General features: G+C 63.4%; 15 protein-coding genes. 10 read left to right on the top strand and 5 right to left on the bottom strand.

What is annotated here, in order from left to right; translation table 11 throughout:
• Nucleotides 1-348 precede the first annotated feature (348 nt).
• The gene (locus AB4Z51_RS30625) at nucleotides 349-756 is read right to left on the bottom strand and encodes a hypothetical protein (RefSeq protein ID WP_441498644.1); all 408 of its coding nucleotides are present in this window, start codon (nucleotides 754-756) and stop codon (nucleotides 349-351) included.
• 358 nt (nucleotides 757-1,114) lie between these two features.
• Here AB4Z51_RS30625 and AB4Z51_RS30620 point away from each other — a divergent pair, with 358 nt between their 5' ends.
• Nucleotides 1,115-1,678, top strand: a complete 564-nt coding sequence (locus tag AB4Z51_RS30620; RefSeq protein WP_441498643.1) for a DinB family protein — start codon at nucleotides 1,115-1,117, stop codon at nucleotides 1,676-1,678.
• A gap of 9 nt (nucleotides 1,679-1,687) precedes the next feature.
• Here AB4Z51_RS30620 and AB4Z51_RS30615 read toward each other — a convergent pair whose 3' ends face one another.
• Nucleotides 1,688-2,650, bottom strand: a complete 963-nt coding sequence (locus AB4Z51_RS30615) for a LysR family transcriptional regulator (protein WP_441498642.1) — start codon at nucleotides 2,648-2,650, stop codon at nucleotides 1,688-1,690.
• Between the two features lie 79 nt (nucleotides 2,651-2,729).
• Between AB4Z51_RS30615 and AB4Z51_RS30610 the strand changes: the two genes are divergently transcribed.
• Nucleotides 2,730-3,317 carry a DUF4440 domain-containing protein gene (locus tag AB4Z51_RS30610; protein ID WP_441498641.1) on the top strand — a complete coding sequence of 196 codons (588 nt, stop codon included), beginning with the start codon at nucleotides 2,730-2,732 and terminating at the stop codon, nucleotides 3,315-3,317.
• Between the two features lie 48 nt (nucleotides 3,318-3,365).
• On the opposite strand, the gene AB4Z51_RS30605 is transcribed toward AB4Z51_RS30610, so the two are convergent.
• Both AB4Z51_RS30605 and AB4Z51_RS30600 read right to left on the bottom strand, forming a co-directional pair.
• A complete protein-coding gene (locus AB4Z51_RS30605; protein ID WP_441498663.1) occupies nucleotides 3,366-5,828 on the bottom strand; it encodes a TonB-dependent receptor domain-containing protein in 2,463 nt (820 codons plus the stop codon).
• A 153-nt stretch (nucleotides 5,829-5,981) separates the two neighbouring features.
• Nucleotides 5,982-7,331: a histidine kinase gene (locus tag AB4Z51_RS30600; RefSeq protein WP_063982002.1), complete on the bottom strand. Its 1,350-nt coding sequence runs from the start codon at nucleotides 7,329-7,331 to the stop codon at nucleotides 5,982-5,984.
• Nucleotides 7,332-7,523: 192 nt separating this feature from the next.
• Here AB4Z51_RS30600 and AB4Z51_RS30595 point away from each other — a divergent pair, with 192 nt between their 5' ends.
• Nucleotides 7,524-8,144 carry a response regulator gene (locus tag AB4Z51_RS30595; RefSeq protein WP_014493646.1) on the top strand — a complete coding sequence of 207 codons (621 nt, stop codon included), beginning with the start codon at nucleotides 7,524-7,526 and terminating at the stop codon, nucleotides 8,142-8,144.
• A gap of 74 nt (nucleotides 8,145-8,218) precedes the next feature.
• Entirely contained in the window at nucleotides 8,219-9,064 is an 846-nt protein-coding gene (fghA, locus tag AB4Z51_RS30590) for an S-formylglutathione hydrolase (RefSeq protein ID WP_135215172.1), read from the top strand.
• A 172-nt stretch (nucleotides 9,065-9,236) separates the two neighbouring features.
• Here the strand turns inward: fghA and AB4Z51_RS30585 are convergent, their stop codons facing one another.
• Entirely contained in the window at nucleotides 9,237-9,809 is a 573-nt protein-coding gene (locus tag AB4Z51_RS30585; RefSeq protein ID WP_135215173.1) for a DUF3280 domain-containing protein, read from the bottom strand.
• Between the two features lie 59 nt (nucleotides 9,810-9,868).
• Here AB4Z51_RS30585 and AB4Z51_RS30580 point away from each other — a divergent pair, with 59 nt between their 5' ends.
• The 6 genes from AB4Z51_RS30580 (at nucleotide 9,869) to AB4Z51_RS30555 (ending at nucleotide 14,719) form a co-directional block, all read left to right on the top strand.
• Complete coding sequence (locus AB4Z51_RS30580; protein WP_135215174.1) at nucleotides 9,869-11,050, top strand: ABC transporter substrate-binding protein; 1,182 nt, start codon at nucleotides 9,869-9,871, stop codon at nucleotides 11,048-11,050.
• An 8-nt stretch (nucleotides 11,051-11,058) separates the two neighbouring features.
• Nucleotides 11,059-12,027: a YVTN family beta-propeller repeat protein gene (locus AB4Z51_RS30575; RefSeq protein ID WP_166343188.1), complete on the top strand. Its 969-nt coding sequence runs from the start codon at nucleotides 11,059-11,061 to the stop codon at nucleotides 12,025-12,027.
• The gene (locus AB4Z51_RS30570) at nucleotides 12,024-12,830 is read left to right on the top strand and encodes an ABC transporter ATP-binding protein (RefSeq protein WP_135215176.1); all 807 of its coding nucleotides are present in this window, start codon (nucleotides 12,024-12,026) and stop codon (nucleotides 12,828-12,830) included. The genes AB4Z51_RS30575 and AB4Z51_RS30570 overlap by 4 nt, the downstream gene beginning before the upstream one ends.
• The gene (locus tag AB4Z51_RS30565) at nucleotides 12,827-13,675 is read left to right on the top strand and encodes an ABC transporter permease (RefSeq protein WP_085405679.1); all 849 of its coding nucleotides are present in this window, start codon (nucleotides 12,827-12,829) and stop codon (nucleotides 13,673-13,675) included. Before AB4Z51_RS30570 ends, AB4Z51_RS30565 begins: the two co-directional genes overlap by 4 nt.
• Nucleotides 13,672-14,280 (top strand): hypothetical protein, encoded by a 609-nt coding sequence (locus tag AB4Z51_RS30560; protein WP_063981996.1) that lies wholly within the window; start codon nucleotides 13,672-13,674, stop codon nucleotides 14,278-14,280. Before AB4Z51_RS30565 ends, AB4Z51_RS30560 begins: the two co-directional genes overlap by 4 nt.
• A gap of 139 nt (nucleotides 14,281-14,419) precedes the next feature.
• Nucleotides 14,420-14,719, top strand: a complete 300-nt coding sequence (locus AB4Z51_RS30555) for a copper-binding protein (RefSeq protein WP_063981995.1) — start codon at nucleotides 14,420-14,422, stop codon at nucleotides 14,717-14,719.
• Nucleotides 14,720-14,940: the final 221 nt, after the last annotated feature.

Genomic DNA, 14,940 nt, shown 5'->3' with positions numbered 1-14,940 from the left:
GCTTTTTGCCCTTCACGCCCTGAGCCGCGTCGAAGCACGCCAACAGCGAATTGATCACGGCTCGCGAGCCCAGACCATCCACCACGAAGTCGCGGTCCTTGCCGTTGGGCGGTATGATCTTCAGCTTCGCGCTGCGAATGCAGGAGCGATCGTCCGAAACCATCGATAGAACGATCCGACGCTCCACCATCGATGGCAAGAACGCATACGTCCGTTCACAAACGCGGTCCCGAGTGATTGCGAGTCCTGCTGCGGCCGTCGCGCCAGCCTGGCAAGCTGGCAACGCGAAGCCTTGTCCGACATGATGCTGTATTGAACCGAGCACGCCGAGCGACCCGGCTCGCTCGATCAGCGCGAGCGCTTGGGCAATTTCGGAAGCTTGTCGGGATTGAACGCGGGTACCTGCTCGGTTCGCTCACGCGCGGGCGGCTGCTGTTCCGTGAGAATGAGCGTACCCTGGAGGATCATTCCCGGCATCTGCGCTGCCTTCGCCGTGTAAGTCGCGACCTTGCCGGGGCAGTTTCCCTCGATGTCCAGCGTGAGMTCGTCGTCGATGCCGAAGACCGTTGCACGTCCGTCGGTGTGACGCTTCGTCGACACGGTGGCGGTGAAGCGATCTCCATCGACCTTGCAGGAGCCGTGATAGGTCATCAGGCTGTCGCAGCCCCAGATTTGTCCGTCTGCGACATGGACGATCCCGGTACCCTGGTCCAGTGGCGTCTTGTACCACGCCGCGTAGGTGCCGTCCTTCAGCATGGGAGCAGTCTCCCTTGACATTCCCTCGCGAATAATCCGCATGATCAGCGCTAAGAAACGGTTAATCGCGCGGCCCGTGCGAATCCGGTCTGTCCCTTCGCAACTCGGCTTCCAGATCCTCGATGATGCTGTGAAGCAGGCACGCGGCAAGCGGATCGGTGACTTCGCGCTCCAGAAGCCTGTAACGCGCGATCTGGAATTCCCGCTCTCGCAACTGGTGCTCTGTCATCGGACGGGCCCTCCGGCAAACCTACCCGGAAACAGCCAAGTCGTTTCGTTACAATTTTCAGATCATTTGCTATGGTTTCTGATCGGTAAAGGAACGCGGCGCCAAGCAGGTCGGTGTACGGGGTTTGCAATGTCGATCGTTCAAAGCTATCGCGCCTTCGCCTACAATAATGCCTGGGCGAACCACCGGTTGCTCCGCGCGTGCGCCGAGCTGAGCCAAGGCGAATTTGAGGTCGAGCGGACGGGCTTCTTCCCGAGCCTACAGCGGACGTTGAACCATATTTATGTCGTTGACCTCTTTTACGTCGATGCACTCGAGGCCGGATGGCTTGGGCCGAAGGCCTGGGAGGATCCGATCCCATTTCCAGCTCTTGCAGGGCTCTTGGAAGCTCAAGCATCGATGGACCGGCGCTTCATCGGCGTCTGCGATGCCCTGACACCCGCCTCGTTGAACGAAGACGTGCGGATCAATCGAGATCCCAGTGTCCAGATAGAGCGACGCGACCGGCTGCTAATGCATCTCATTCAGCATCAAATTCACCACCGTGGGCAGGCGCATGCGATGTTGTCGGGAACGCGCATCAAGCCGCCGCAGCTCGACGAGTTCTTTTCAACTGCCGAAGCGCCGTTGAGGGCATCCGAGTTTGCCGATCTGGGCTGGACGGAGGAAACCGTTTGGGGGCCGCCCAACTGAGCGCGCGCGCTACCGATTGCGGTTCCGACCTGCTCCGACCGAGGCGAAGACAACTTCCATCAGCCATGCAACGCCGGCGTCCTTCATCGCAGCCTTGGTCGCGATGGCGCAGATCGTATCCGGCTTACGGGCGAAAGGCAGCTCGACGAACATCAATCCGAAATGCCCGGCGTGCTGCTGCATCAGACGCCGCGGCAATGCGGCGATCAGTTCGGACCCTGCAAGCTGGACCAGCGCCATCATAAAGTTCGGGACAGTCAAGGCAATGCGGCGCTTGAGACCGCGCTTTGCCAACATCTCATCGACGAAGCCGCGCGGCTCGCYGCTGAGAGACACCAGCAGATGCTGCGCTTGCGAGAATGCCGCGGGTGTCGGAGCTCTGGCGAAGGCGTGTCCCTTGCGCATGGCCAGCACGAATTCATCGTCGTAGAGCCTGCGCGCCTCGAAACGCGGCGATACCGCCGGCAGCGGCAGCATCGCGACGTCCAGCTCTCGTCTTTCGAGCATCTCGAGGCACTCGTGCCAGGGTTCGCCGATCGCGCCGCCGCGGGGCGCGGGCATCACATGGATCAATCCGATGTCGATGTGGGGCGCCCTACTCGCGATCGAACCGAGTAGCTGCCCCGTTGTCGAGGCGAGAACAGCATCGGGTGCGCCGATCGTAAACCGGCGATGGCTTTTTGCAGGGTCGAATGGTCTAGCCGAGCCAACCAGTTGTTCGACGCGCGCGATGATTTCAGCGATCGGGTGGTCGAGCTCCAGGGCCCGCTCCGTTGGAACGACGCCCTTCGGAGTTCGCAGGAACAGCGGGTCGTTCAAAACAAGGCGCAGCCGGCCAAGCGCATGGCTGACAGCGGACGGAGTCAGGTTCAGTCGCGCGGCCGCGCGCGCGACATGGCGTTCTTCCAGGACCACGCGGAAGACCACAAGGAGATTCAGTTCGACCCTGGATAGATCAATTTGGTTCAGCATGTTGCTGAAATCATATCGCTGGATTCATCGAGATCAAGGCCCCATGGAATGCGTAGATCGTGCAATCAGGAGCCTCGAAATGATCAGAAGGTCGAAAGGGGTGAGCAAAGGCCATGGCTCGCCGGACAACCAGGACTCGCCGCACAGAATGTCGAGGCGCTCGATGATGATGGCGGCGGCGGCAATTCCTGCTTCCGGTCAGCTTCCATGCAATGCAACCGCCGGGGACGCCGCGCTAGCCAGCATCATCCAGCGCGCCGGGGAGAAGAATGCGGCCTTCATGCGTGGAGACATGAACCGTTGGTCCCAGCTTGTCCGCATTGCGCCGGATTTCACGCTGATGCAGCCCTTCGGTGGCCCTGCCAGCTTCGGATTCGACAACAGCCCAAAACGGCTGGCTGACCTGGCGCAATATTTCAGGAGCGGGGAAACCGGACTGGAGGTCTTGCAGACCTATGCCTCGAACGGGCTCGTTGCGCTCGTCATGATCGAACGCCAGCGCGCGGAGGTCGGCGGCCTGCCTGCCCAGGACTGGTCGCTGCGCGTCACGGAGATCTATCGCAAGGACAGCACGGATTGGCAGCTGGTACACCGCCATGCAGATCCGCTGGTCCGGCGCATTTCCTTGCAGCAAGCGGCGATCCTCGCCCGAGGCTGGGCGGAGTAAAGGCGATGTCTTTCGCCCTCCGGAGGCGGCCGGCCTTGCGTGTCGAACTCAGAACGTCATCCGCATGCCCGCATAGAACGCACGGGGCCTTGCCGGGCTCAGCGAGCGCGGGTCGGTGAATTCCGCACCGCCATTGGTGAAGTTGGGCAAGGCCTCCCTATCGAAGAAGGTGCCAAGGGTCGAGTAGCGGTTGTCGAAGATGTTGGCGACGCGACCGTAAATCTGCAGGTTCTTTGTGATCTGGTAAGAGGTGTGGAGATTGAACACGGCGTAGGACGGCAGCTTCGGAAACTGGTTGGACTCGTCGCCGACGAAATACTGGCTTGAGACAAAGAGCGCGTCACCCCCGACCTTCCAGACATCGGTAACCGCATATTCGATGCTTGCCTTAATAAGGTGGCTAGGGAGGCGCGGAATGTGATTGCCCGGCAAGACCTGGATGTTGCCGGCGTCGGCGAACGGGCTCTCTGATCCAAGCGTCAGCGCGTCGAGGAAGCGCGCGTCCAGGAACGCATAGCTCGCCTGGAACTGAAGCACATTCGACTTCAGGCTCACCTCGGCTTCGATACCCTGCCTGCGCGTCCGGCCGACGTTCTGGAAAAAGCCGAAGCCAGTCAGGCCCGGAATTGGGGTCGCGAGGATGTCGTCATAGTTGGTGGCACGGTAGGCACCGATTTTCCAGCCGAGCGAGCCGATGTTCAATTCCTTGGTGCCGCGGAAGCCCGCTTCGAAGGTCTTGGATACGACTTGCTGCAGTGAGGGGTCAGCGATCAGGAACTGCCCGATGATGCATGGCCTCGCCGGATCGGCGCAGCCGAGCTCGAGTGGCGTGGGCACCCGGTTGGCCTCGGAATAGCCCGCATAGGCAGTCACTTCAGAGGTGATCTTGTAGGTGCCGCCGATGATCGGATTGAACCGATCATAGGTATGATCGCCATTGAGGGCGGTGCCGAGCTGGTCCATCAGCGTGACACGGGCCGCATTGAATCGCCCGCCTGCCGTCACCGCAAAGCGATCGTCCACGTTGAACGTGTCGAGCGTATAGAGCCCGTGATATTGGTTGACGGTGCGAAGCAACACGGGACCAACCGATGTCGGGTCACCGGAGGCGCCCAGGAATATGCCGCTGCCCGTGACGACATAGTTCGTGCCTATGGTTCCTAATTCAGCGCTGCCGGTGAAGCGCGTGCTGCTGACATCATAGCTCGCGCCAACTACGAAGCGGTTCTCATGACCGAACAACTGGTCGCTGTTGGTTGCCTGACCGGACACGCCAAATGTGGTCGATTTCGTGCTGGTGCGATCGATCTCGCTGAGGATGGCGTCTGGCGCAAAGGTATTGGCGAGCTGAACGCCATTCAGGCCAAAAGCCGGGACCGTATCATTGCCAAAGCACAGGAGCGTTGGATCGGCACATGCCTGGGCGTCGGTCGGGTTTCCGTCCACGGTGCTCTGTTTGAAGCTCCGCACATGCGCCGTGCCCTCAAAGGTCCAGGTCGGCGTCGCCTCCACCTTGCCGGTCAGGTTGAGATAGCCGACCTTGTTGGAGATGGTTTGCGGCGTTGTGTAGGTCGCCCCCCAATATTGCTGGAGCAATTCGGCCGGAACAGTGCTGGGTCCTGCCAGGGAATTGTTGGCGACGCCGCCATTGAGGTGAAACTCGTTGCCTTCGAAGCGATACCCGACATCGCCATAGAAGCGCCGGACATCCGATTGCGAGAAATTGCGGAAACCATTGTCGTGAATGCCTTCGAGCGCTCCGTAGACTGCCCAGTTATTGTCGACCTTCTTGCCCCATTGTGCAGAGCCCTGGATGCGGCCGAATGAGCCGCCCATGATATCGATCTCGGCCCCTTGATAGTTGAAGCCGTTCTTCATCTGCAGATCGATGGCGCCGCCGAGCGCGTTAAGGCCGTATGCCGGATTGTTAGTTACGACCACTGCCGATCGGATCGCAGCCGTCGGGATCAGATCCCAATTAACAGTGTCGGAAAACGCCTCGTTGATGCGTACGCCGTTCTGGTAGACGGCGAGGCCCTGCGGCGTGCCGGCCAGAGGTGAAGCGACGAAGCCGCGAAACTGCACATCGGGCTGGAATGGATTGCCGGTCACTTCATTGATGCTGAGACCAGGCACGTACTGCTGCAGGGCAACGGCGATATCCGGGGAGGCGGTACGCCTGATCTGGCTGGCATCAACCGCATTGATCGCGGACGGCACCTTGTCGACGTCGAGACCTCGGCCGGTGCCTGGCGAAGTCGGGTAGACGTAAAGGCGCGTCCTGGGGCTGGCGGACGCCGGCGCCCCTACCCGTGCGACCGGCCGCGTCGGCGCACTACGCCTCACGGCCGACGGCGGTGGTGCCGTGATCTCGACCGCCGGCAGATTCTGGACGTTGGTTTCCTCGTCCTGCGCGGCTGCGGCGGGGCCTGCAAGGACCAAGCCCGACACCAGCCCCGTCGACACCGAGGCCATCAACAAACGACGCTTGAACCAAAGAGGCTTGCCCATCCCTGCCTTCCCATCCGTGACCACCGGCTGTTTTGATTTTCGCCGTTTGGTTGAGATGAGTGTATTCGGCGGCAGTGAGTCCGCCAGCCACAAAAGGTCTGGCACTATCCGCACCCGCCTTCCCGACCAAATCGGGAATTTTTCCCGATGCAATCAGGACGCCGCCGTCGGAACCAGCGCCTCCACGGTCAAGCCGCCGTCGCCGGAGACGACGTTGAGCGTGCCACCCAGCGCCAGAATGCGCTCGCGCATGCCGACGAGGCCGAAGCCGAGCTTCTGGCCCGGCTCCATGCCGCGGCCGTTGTCGCTGACCCGCACGCGCGCATAGCCGCGGCCGCCGGCCTGCTCGACGGGCTCGATCACGACATTGACCGACGTCGCGCCGGCGTGGCGGAACACGTTGGTGAGCGCCTCCTGCACGATGCGGTAGATGGTGAGGTCGGCCGTCTCGCCGGTGACCCCGAGCGTGGCGGAGATCACGGTTTCGATCGCGACGTCGGGATGCGACTCCCGCCACAGCCGCGAGAGCGATTCCAGCGCCTGGCGCAGGCCGAGCTCGGCAAGGCCAACGGGCCGGAGCCGCTCCAGCACCCGGCGGGTGAACTGCTGGAGCTGGTTGATCTGTTCCAGCAAGGCGCTGCCGTGCTTTCGGACCGAGTCGGCATTCGGCGCGCGCCCGTCCGCGAGCTTCGCCAGCGCGCTCGCATGCGCGCGCAGCGAGAACAGATACGGCCCGAATTCGTCGTGCAGCTCGCGCGCGATCTCCTTGCGCTCGACGTCCTGGAGCGACACCGCACGCTCGGCCAGGAGCCGCTTTTCCTCCACCGCCTCGCCGAGCGCCGCCGCGAGATGATTGAGCTTGCCGCAGATCGCGGCCAGCTCGGGCGCACCGCCCGGCGTGGCGCGCGCGTCATAATGCCCGCCCTCGATCGCGGTCATCGTCTGCGCCAACGACTGCAGCGGCGCGAGCGCGCGGCCGACCACCGTCATCATCACCAGGAACAGCGCGAGCGCGATCACCGAGCCGACCTCGAGCTGGGTCACGATGGCGTCCCAGATCTCGGCGATCTCGTCATCGGGATGCGCGGTGATCACCAGCGAGCCCGGCTTGCCATGGACCGAGACCGGCACGCTCACCGTGGTCTGCTCGGGATGAACCAGGCCGACGAACCAGGCCGGCGGTCCGCGCGCGTCGTCGTCGGCAGGCCGGGGCGGCGTCAGCGGGTTACCGCCGGCGTCCTGAAGCGCGATGCTGACATGGCGCAGGCGGCTCAGATCGCGCGCGATCTGGTTCAGCCTGGCATCCGGATCGGGCGCCTCGTTCAGATCCGCAACGATCATCTCGATGAATTCGCGCGCAAGCCGGATCACGCTCTGGTCCTCGGCCTGCACGCGCGGCCCGGCTTCCGCGACCTGGCGGCCGATATTGACGGCAAGCCCCAGCGCCAGCAGCAGCGCCAGCAGAAGGTTGATGCGCGCGCGCAACGATAGATTTTGCCACATTGGTGCCGCCCGTGCCTCGCGAAGGTTGGCCCGCGCCTGTCCGATGACGTTGACAGAGGCGAAGCGCCCGATATCTAATCGAAAGCGTACAGCAATCCCGGCCGGGTTGCATGAGGCGACATGAGACGCGCGCAGCGTTCTTGTCGGATCATGCGGCGGAAAAGCAGGCCGAGGCTGTCACGGGGAACGCCTATGCGCATTCTGATCGTCGACGATCATCCCATTGTCGCCTCCGGCTGCCGTGCCGTGCTGGCCGACGAGGGCGAGATCGAGATTTTGGAGGCCGCCGATGCCGAGGACGGCGAATGCGTCTTCATTGTCGAGCGCCCCGACCTCTGCATCATCGACATCAACCTGCCGACCGTCTCCGGCTTCGAGCTCGCGCGCCGCATCCTCGAACGTGCGCCCGAGGCCCGCATCATCATGTTCAGCATGAACGACGACCCTGCATTCGCCGCGCGCGCGATCGAGTGCGGGGCCAAGGGCTACGTCTCCAAGACCGGCGACCCCGACGACCTCGTCGAGGCGATCCGCGCCGTCGGGGGCGGCGGCACCTATCTGCCGACCGCGATCGCGCGCAGCATCGCGTTTGCAGGACCGACGCTGGCGCAAAGCCCGCTGTCGAAGCTGAACGCGCGCGAGATGGAAATCCTGCGGCTGCTCAGCGCCGGAAAGAGCCTGTCCGAGATCGCGTGGCTGGTGCAGTCGTCCTACAAGACTGTCGCCAACACCTCCTCGATCATGCGACAGAAGCTCGGCGTGAAGACCTCGGTCGAGCTGGTGCGGCTGGCGATCGACAGCGGCGTCGCCTGACCACACACCGCCAGGAATTCGGTCACACAAGCGTTGCAATCTTGATGTGGTTAGATGCCACGGAGCATAACGGCATGACGATCCAGACTGTCTCGACCAACACTTCCTATGGCGGCGTGCAGGGCGTGTACCGCCATGCCAGCCAGGCGACCGGAACCGACATGGTGTTCTCGGTCTATGTTCCCCCACATGCCGCCGGCGCAAAGCTTCCCGTGGTCTGGTATCTCTCCGGCCTCACCTGCACCCATGCCAACGTCACCGAGAAGGGCGAATTCCGCAAAGCCTGCGCCGAGCTGGGCCTGATCTTCGTCGCGCCGGACACCAGCCCGCGCGGGCCCGACGTGCCGGGCGATGCCAACAATGCCTATGATTTCGGCCTCGGCGCCGGCTTCTATGTCGACGCGACGCAACAGCCGTTTGCGCGCAACTATCGCATGTGGAGCTATGTCACCGACGAGCTGCCCAAGCTCGTGGCGGAGAATTTTCCGGTCGACGCCAAGCGGCAATCGGTGATGGGCCATTCGATGGGCGGCCACGGCGCGCTGACGGTCGCGCTGCGCAATCCGCACCGCTATCGCGCCGCCAGCGCATTCGCGCCGATCGTGGCGCCCTCGCTTGTCCCCTGGGGCATCAAGGCGCTGACCGGCTATCTCGGACCGAACGAGGAGACCTGGCGCAACCACGACACCGTGGCGCTGATCGAGGACGGCGCGAAATATTCCGGCTTCCTCGTCGACGTCGGCGAGGCCGACAATTTCCTGAAAGAACAGCTCAGGCCCGAGCTGCTCGAGGCCGCCTGCACCAAGGCGGGCATCCCGCTGACGCTGCGGCGGCAGGCGGGATATGACCACAGCTATTATTTCATCTCGACCTTCATGGGCGATCATCTGCACTGGCATGCGGAAAGATTGAAGGGGTGAGGTTTGCTCTCTCCTCCCCCTCTCCCCGTTCTTTCGGGGAGAGGGTCGGGGTGAGGGGCTGCTTCGGCAGCAACGGTGAGAATTGGACTCGCGGAGACTCCCCCTCACCCGGAATTTGCTTCCGCAAATTCCGGCCTCTCCCCGCACGCGGGGAGAGGCGAAGAAGAGCGCTCTACTCCGGCTTCCCGTAATTCGGCGCCAGCAATCGATTGCGGATCAGATAGCTCATCGTACGCGACCACGATTCGTCCGTGTTGCCGCGCATGTCGGCGCTGGCGACGGTGATCATGTTGCCGGTCTTCACGTCGCGCAAATAGATGTTCAGATTGATGATCAGGTTCGAGACCTTCTGCACCATGCCGGTGATCTCGAGGTCGGCGCCAAGCTGGCCGGCAAGCTTGAGGTCGCAGCCGCCGCAGGCCTGAAGATTGGCGTGACGGGCGGCATCCCTGACCGGCGCGATATCGAGCAGCTGGAACCTTCCTGACTCCGTCAATTCCTTGCGCAGCTGCTCGCCGATGCGCTCGAGCCGCGCCTCTTCCGGCTTGGAGCCGTAGAACTCGCCGGGCAGGCTGGTGTCGATCAGCTCGAAATCGAACACCGCGAGCCTTGGCGGATCGGCCAACGCGACCGAACCCGTCAACAGCAAAGCTGCGAAACATATCAGCGCTCGCATGATCGTGATTCCCGGCCTCGCGCGCGCGGGGACGAAATGCGGGGTTGCAAGCCGGGCCAAATCGGTCATGCTTTAGCAGAGACAATTCTCCACCGGCGGTCAAGCCAGGGAGAACATCTGGAGGAAACATGATCCGATGGTTGGTCGGCCTGATCGGCCTGGGTCTTGCCGCGACGAGCGCGCTCGCGGCCGACCCGGTCCAGATCGGCGTCGGCTATCTCGGCGTCGCCGGCACCAGATCGACGCTGTCGCTGGTCGAGCAGCCCGCGGAGAATGACGGCGTCGCTGGCGCGCGCCTCGCCATCGAGGACAACAACACCACGGGAAAATTCCTCAACCAGCGTTTCACGCTGGAGGAGCGCCGCATCAAGGAAGGCGAAGATCCGGTTGAGGCTGCGGCTGCGCTCGCCGAGAAAAACGGCTTCATCATCGCCGACCTGCCGGCCGACGCGCTGTTGAAGGTCTCGGACGCCCTGCGTGAGCGCGGCACGCTGCTGTTCAACGCCGGCGCGATCGACGAGCGCCTGCGCGAGGCCGATTGCCGCGCCAATGTCATCCACACCGCCCCGACGCGCGCGATGCTGGCCGATGCGCTCGGCCAATATTTGGTGTGGAAGCAGTGGAAGCGCTGGGTGCTCGTGGTCGGCTCGCATGACGAGGACAAGCTGTTTGCAGACGCGCTCCGGCGTACCGCCACACGCTTCGGCGCCAAGATCGTGCAAGAGAAGACCTTCGAGGACAAGGGCGGCGCGCGCCGCACCGATAGCGGCGTGACGCTGATCCAGCGCCAGATGCCGGTGTTCACGCAACAGTTGCCGGCCTATGACGTGCTGGTCGCCGCCGACGAGAGCGAAGTGTTCGGCGCCTATCTGCCCTATCGCACCTGGGATCCGCGCCCCGTCGCGGGCTCGGCCGGCCTCGTGCCGCGCAGCTGGGACGCATCGCAGGACCAGTGGGGCGCGATCCAGATGCAGAACCGCTTCATCAAGCTGAACTCGCGGCGCATGACCCCGCTCGACATGCAGGCCTGGACGGCCGTGCGCATAATCGGCGAGGCCACCTCACGCACAAATTCCGGCGACGTCAAGAAGGTCACCGACTTCATCAAGGGGCCGGATTTTTCAGTCGCTGCCTTCAAGGGCACAAAACTGACCCTGCGCGACTGGAACCTGCAGCTGCGCCAGCCGATCCTGCTGGTCGACGGCCGCATGGTGGTGTCGGTATCGCCGCAGGAGGGATTTCTGCACCAGGTCTCCGAGCTCGACACGCTCGGCTACGACCGCCCGGAGAGCAAATGCAAGCTGAAATGAGGACGCGAATGTTGCGCATGTGGCGTGTGGGATTGCTGTCCGGACTGGCGCTTGCGGCCGCGCCCGCGCATGCGTTCATCGCCTATGTCTCGAACGAGAAGAGCAACACGGTCTCGGTGATCGACACCGACAGCTGGACCGTGACCAAGACCATCAAGGTCGGCCAGCGCCCGCGCGGCATCGACTTCACGCGCGACGGCAAGTTCGTGATGGTCGCGGTCGGCGACGACGACACCATCCAGGTGATCGATGCGAAGACGCAAGCGATCGTGGACAGCCTGCCCTCCGGGCCCGACCCGGAATTGTTCGCGCAGGATGCGGCCGGAAAAATCCTCTATGTCGCCAACGAGAACGACAACACGGTGACCGTGATCGATCTGGAGAAGCGTGCGCGGCTCGGCGACATCCAGGTCGGCGTCGAGCCCGAGGGCATGACCATCAGCCCCGACGGCAAGACATTGATCAACACGTCCGAGACGACCAACATGGCGCATTTCATCGACACCTCGTCGCGCCAGATCGTCGCCAACGTGCTGGTCGACGCGCGGCCGCGCTTTGCCGAATTCAAGCACGACAGTTCGGAGCTGTGGGTGTCCTCGGAGATCGGCGGCACGGTCTCGATCATCGATCCCAAAAAGCACGAGGTGACCGGCAAGGTCACATTCGAGATTCCAGGGTTGCGGAAGGAGGCGATCCAGCCGGTCGGCATCGGCATGACCAAAGACGACAAGACCGCCTTCGTCGCGCTCGGCCCGGCCAACCGCATCGCCGTGGTCGACGTCGCCTCGCGCAAGGTGACGAAATATTTGCTGGTGGGGCAGCGCGTCTGGCACATGGCGTTCACGCCGGACGAGAAATACCTGCTCACCACCAACGGCGTGTCGAACGACGTCTCGGTCATCGACGTCGCCGCGCAAAAGGTGATCAAGACCATTCAGGTGGGCGAACTGCCCTGGGGCATTACGATCTCGCCATGACCAGCCCTGCTCCCATCGCCGAGCCACAGGAGATGCCGAGGCTGGAATCGGCCGCGGTGCCGGCGCTGTCGATCGACGGCGTCAGCCATTCCTACGGGCCGCGCCGGGCACTGATGGACGTGTCATTTAATGTGCAGCCGGCGAGCTTCACTGCGCTGCTCGGGCTCAACGGCGCGGGCAAGAGCACACTGTTCTCGCTGATCACACGCCTGTTCGGCATCCAGAGCGGCCGCGTCGGCATCTTCGGCCACGACATCAGCAAGAGCCCCGGCGAGGCGCTGCGGCTGCTCGGCGTCGTGTTCCAGCCGCGCACGCTCGATCTCGACCTGTCGCTGACGCAGAACCTGCTCTATCACGCCGCACTCCACGGCATCAGCCGGCGCGAAGCGGCCGCGCGCAGCGGCGAGCTGCTCGGCCGCATCGGGCTCGAAGAGCGTGCCGGCAGCAAGGTGCGCGATCTCTCGGGCGGCCAGATGCGGCGGCTGGAGATTGCCCGCGCCCTGCTGCACCGGCCGCGGCTGCTGTTGCTGGACGAGCCGACCGTCGGCCTCGACGTCAAGGCGCGCGCCGACATCATCAGCCATGTCCGCCAGCTCGTCACCGAGCAAGGCATCGGCGTGCTCTGGGCCACGCATCTGTTCGACGAGATCATGGCCGGTGACGACCTCGTGGTGCTGCACCAGGGCAAGGTGCTGGCGCAGGGGCCGATGAGCCGCGTCATCACGGATGCCGGCGCACAGGACGTCAACACCGCCTTCATGCGCCTGACCGGTGCGCAGACGATGCCGGGAGGCGGCGCATGAGCAGCATCACGACGCGGGATACACCGCGCGGTTTCTCGACCGCGGAATACATGACCTGCCTCACCGGCATCGTCTGGCGCGAGGGCCTGCGTTTCCTGCATCAGCGCGAGCGCTTCGTCTCGGCGCTGGTGCGGCCGCTGGTATGGCTGTTCATCTTCGCCGCCGGCTTCCGCCAGGTGCTCGGCATCTCGATCATCCCGCCTTACGAGACCTACATCCTCTACGAGGTCTATATCGCGCCCGGGCTGATGGCGATGATCCAGCTCTTCAACGGCATGCAGTCCTCGCTCTCGATGGTCTATGACCGCGAGATGGGCAATATGCGGACGCTGCTGGTGAGCCCGCTGCCGCGTGGGTTCCTCTTGTTCTGCAAGCTGCTGGCGGGCACCGCGGTGTCGCTGCTCCAGGTCTATGCGTTCCTGCTGATCGCCTGGTTCTGGGACATCACGCCTCCCCCCATCGGTTATCTCACGGTGCTGCCGGCGCTGATCCTGTCGGGGCTGATGCTGGGCTCGCTCGGCATGCTGATCTCCTCGGGCATCAAGCAGCTTGAAAGCTTCGCCGGCGTAATGAACTTCGTGATCTTTCCGATGTTCTTCGCCTCCTCCGCGCTCTACCCGCTCTGGCGGGTGCAGGAGGGCAGCCCCTATCTCTACTATCTCTGCCAGGCCAACCCGTTCACCCATGCGGTCGAGCTGATACGCTTTGCATTCTATGGGCAAATCAACTGGATCTCGCTGGCGGTGGTGGCGGCCTGCACAATCGTCTTCATGATCGGCGCGATTCTGGCCTATGATCCCTCGCGCGGGCTGGCGCGACGGGGCCCTGCGGGAGGCGAAGGATGAAGGTTCTGGCCATGGCCGCTTTTGCGCTCGCCGTTGCGAGTACGGCTGCGTGCGCCGCCGATCCACGCTATCCCAACTGGCCTTGCACGCAGGCCAAGGTGCCGGACATCTCGCTCGCCGCCGTCTGGGCCGGTCCCGCACTCGACGACGCCGAGACCAAATGGAAGGACGACGCAAAGGTCACCGCGCTGGTCTCAAAACTGTCGGCGCGGAAGACGCCGATGGACGAGGCCGAGAAGTCGGTGAAGGAGTTTTTGGCCGGCTCCGCCGCTGACAAGACGGCGAACGCCAAGCTGTTGTTCGCCGGCTTGTTCGACACGCTCAACGCCCAGCGCTCGCAGGTCATGAACGGGCTCGAACGCGTCAGCCGCAAACAGCGCGAGGCGGCCGACAAGATCCGCGAGGAGTCGATCCAGCTCCAGGCGCTCCAGAGCGCGACACCACGCGACGACGCAAAGGTCGATGCGCTCAGCAACCAGTTGATCTGGGAAACCCGCATTTTCGAAGATCGCCACAAGGTGGTGCGGTTCGTCTGTGAGGTTCCGACCGCGATTGACCAGCGCCTGTTCGCTCTCGGACGCGTGATCCAGCAGGAGATGGAATAGCGTCAGCCTCGCTGACGACGACTTTCGGAAAGTTCCCGCGATATCAGCGCCATCGTTACCCTTTGCCGCGCTATCAGCCGGAACCAAATCGCTCTAGGATGGCTTGTCGACGTGAACTCCAAGACGTCGGGAGGCCTCGATGGGAACAACAAAATTCATCTTCGCATGCGCTGCAGCCATCAGCACGCTTGCGTCCCCTGCTTTTGCTGACGACATGACCGGGATGGTCACCAGAATCGACCGGCTCAACAGCACGATCTCGATCCAGCAGACACAGAAGGGCACGGTCGGCGGCAGCGCAGGCGGCGCCGGCACGCTTCAGGAGTACAAGGCCAAGGACGCCGCAATGCTGGATGCCGTCCATGCCGGCGACAGGGTGACGTACTCGGCGACCGACAATAACGGTACGGGCACGCTGACCAAGCTGCAGAAGCAGTAACCCTGCATCTTCACCTGTCCCCGCGCGCGGCACGGCGTCATGGCCGGGCTTGTCCAGGCCATCCAGTCGTTAGTGAAGAACTGGCGGCGGCGCCCGGCTCAAGCGGTGTTTCGAGCCGGGACGGTCTCGAAGAAGGCTCGGATGATGACACGCAAGAGCTCTGCGAGCCATCGCAGCAGCAGACCGAAGTTATAGCCGGCGGCGGCGAGAACAGCGTTGAT

This window comes from Bradyrhizobium sp. 2TAF36 (genome assembly GCF_052114925.1).
GTDB classification, from domain to species: domain Bacteria; phylum Pseudomonadota; class Alphaproteobacteria; order Rhizobiales; family Xanthobacteraceae; genus Bradyrhizobium; species Bradyrhizobium barranii.
This window is presented reverse-complemented; position numbering and strand designations above follow the sequence as displayed.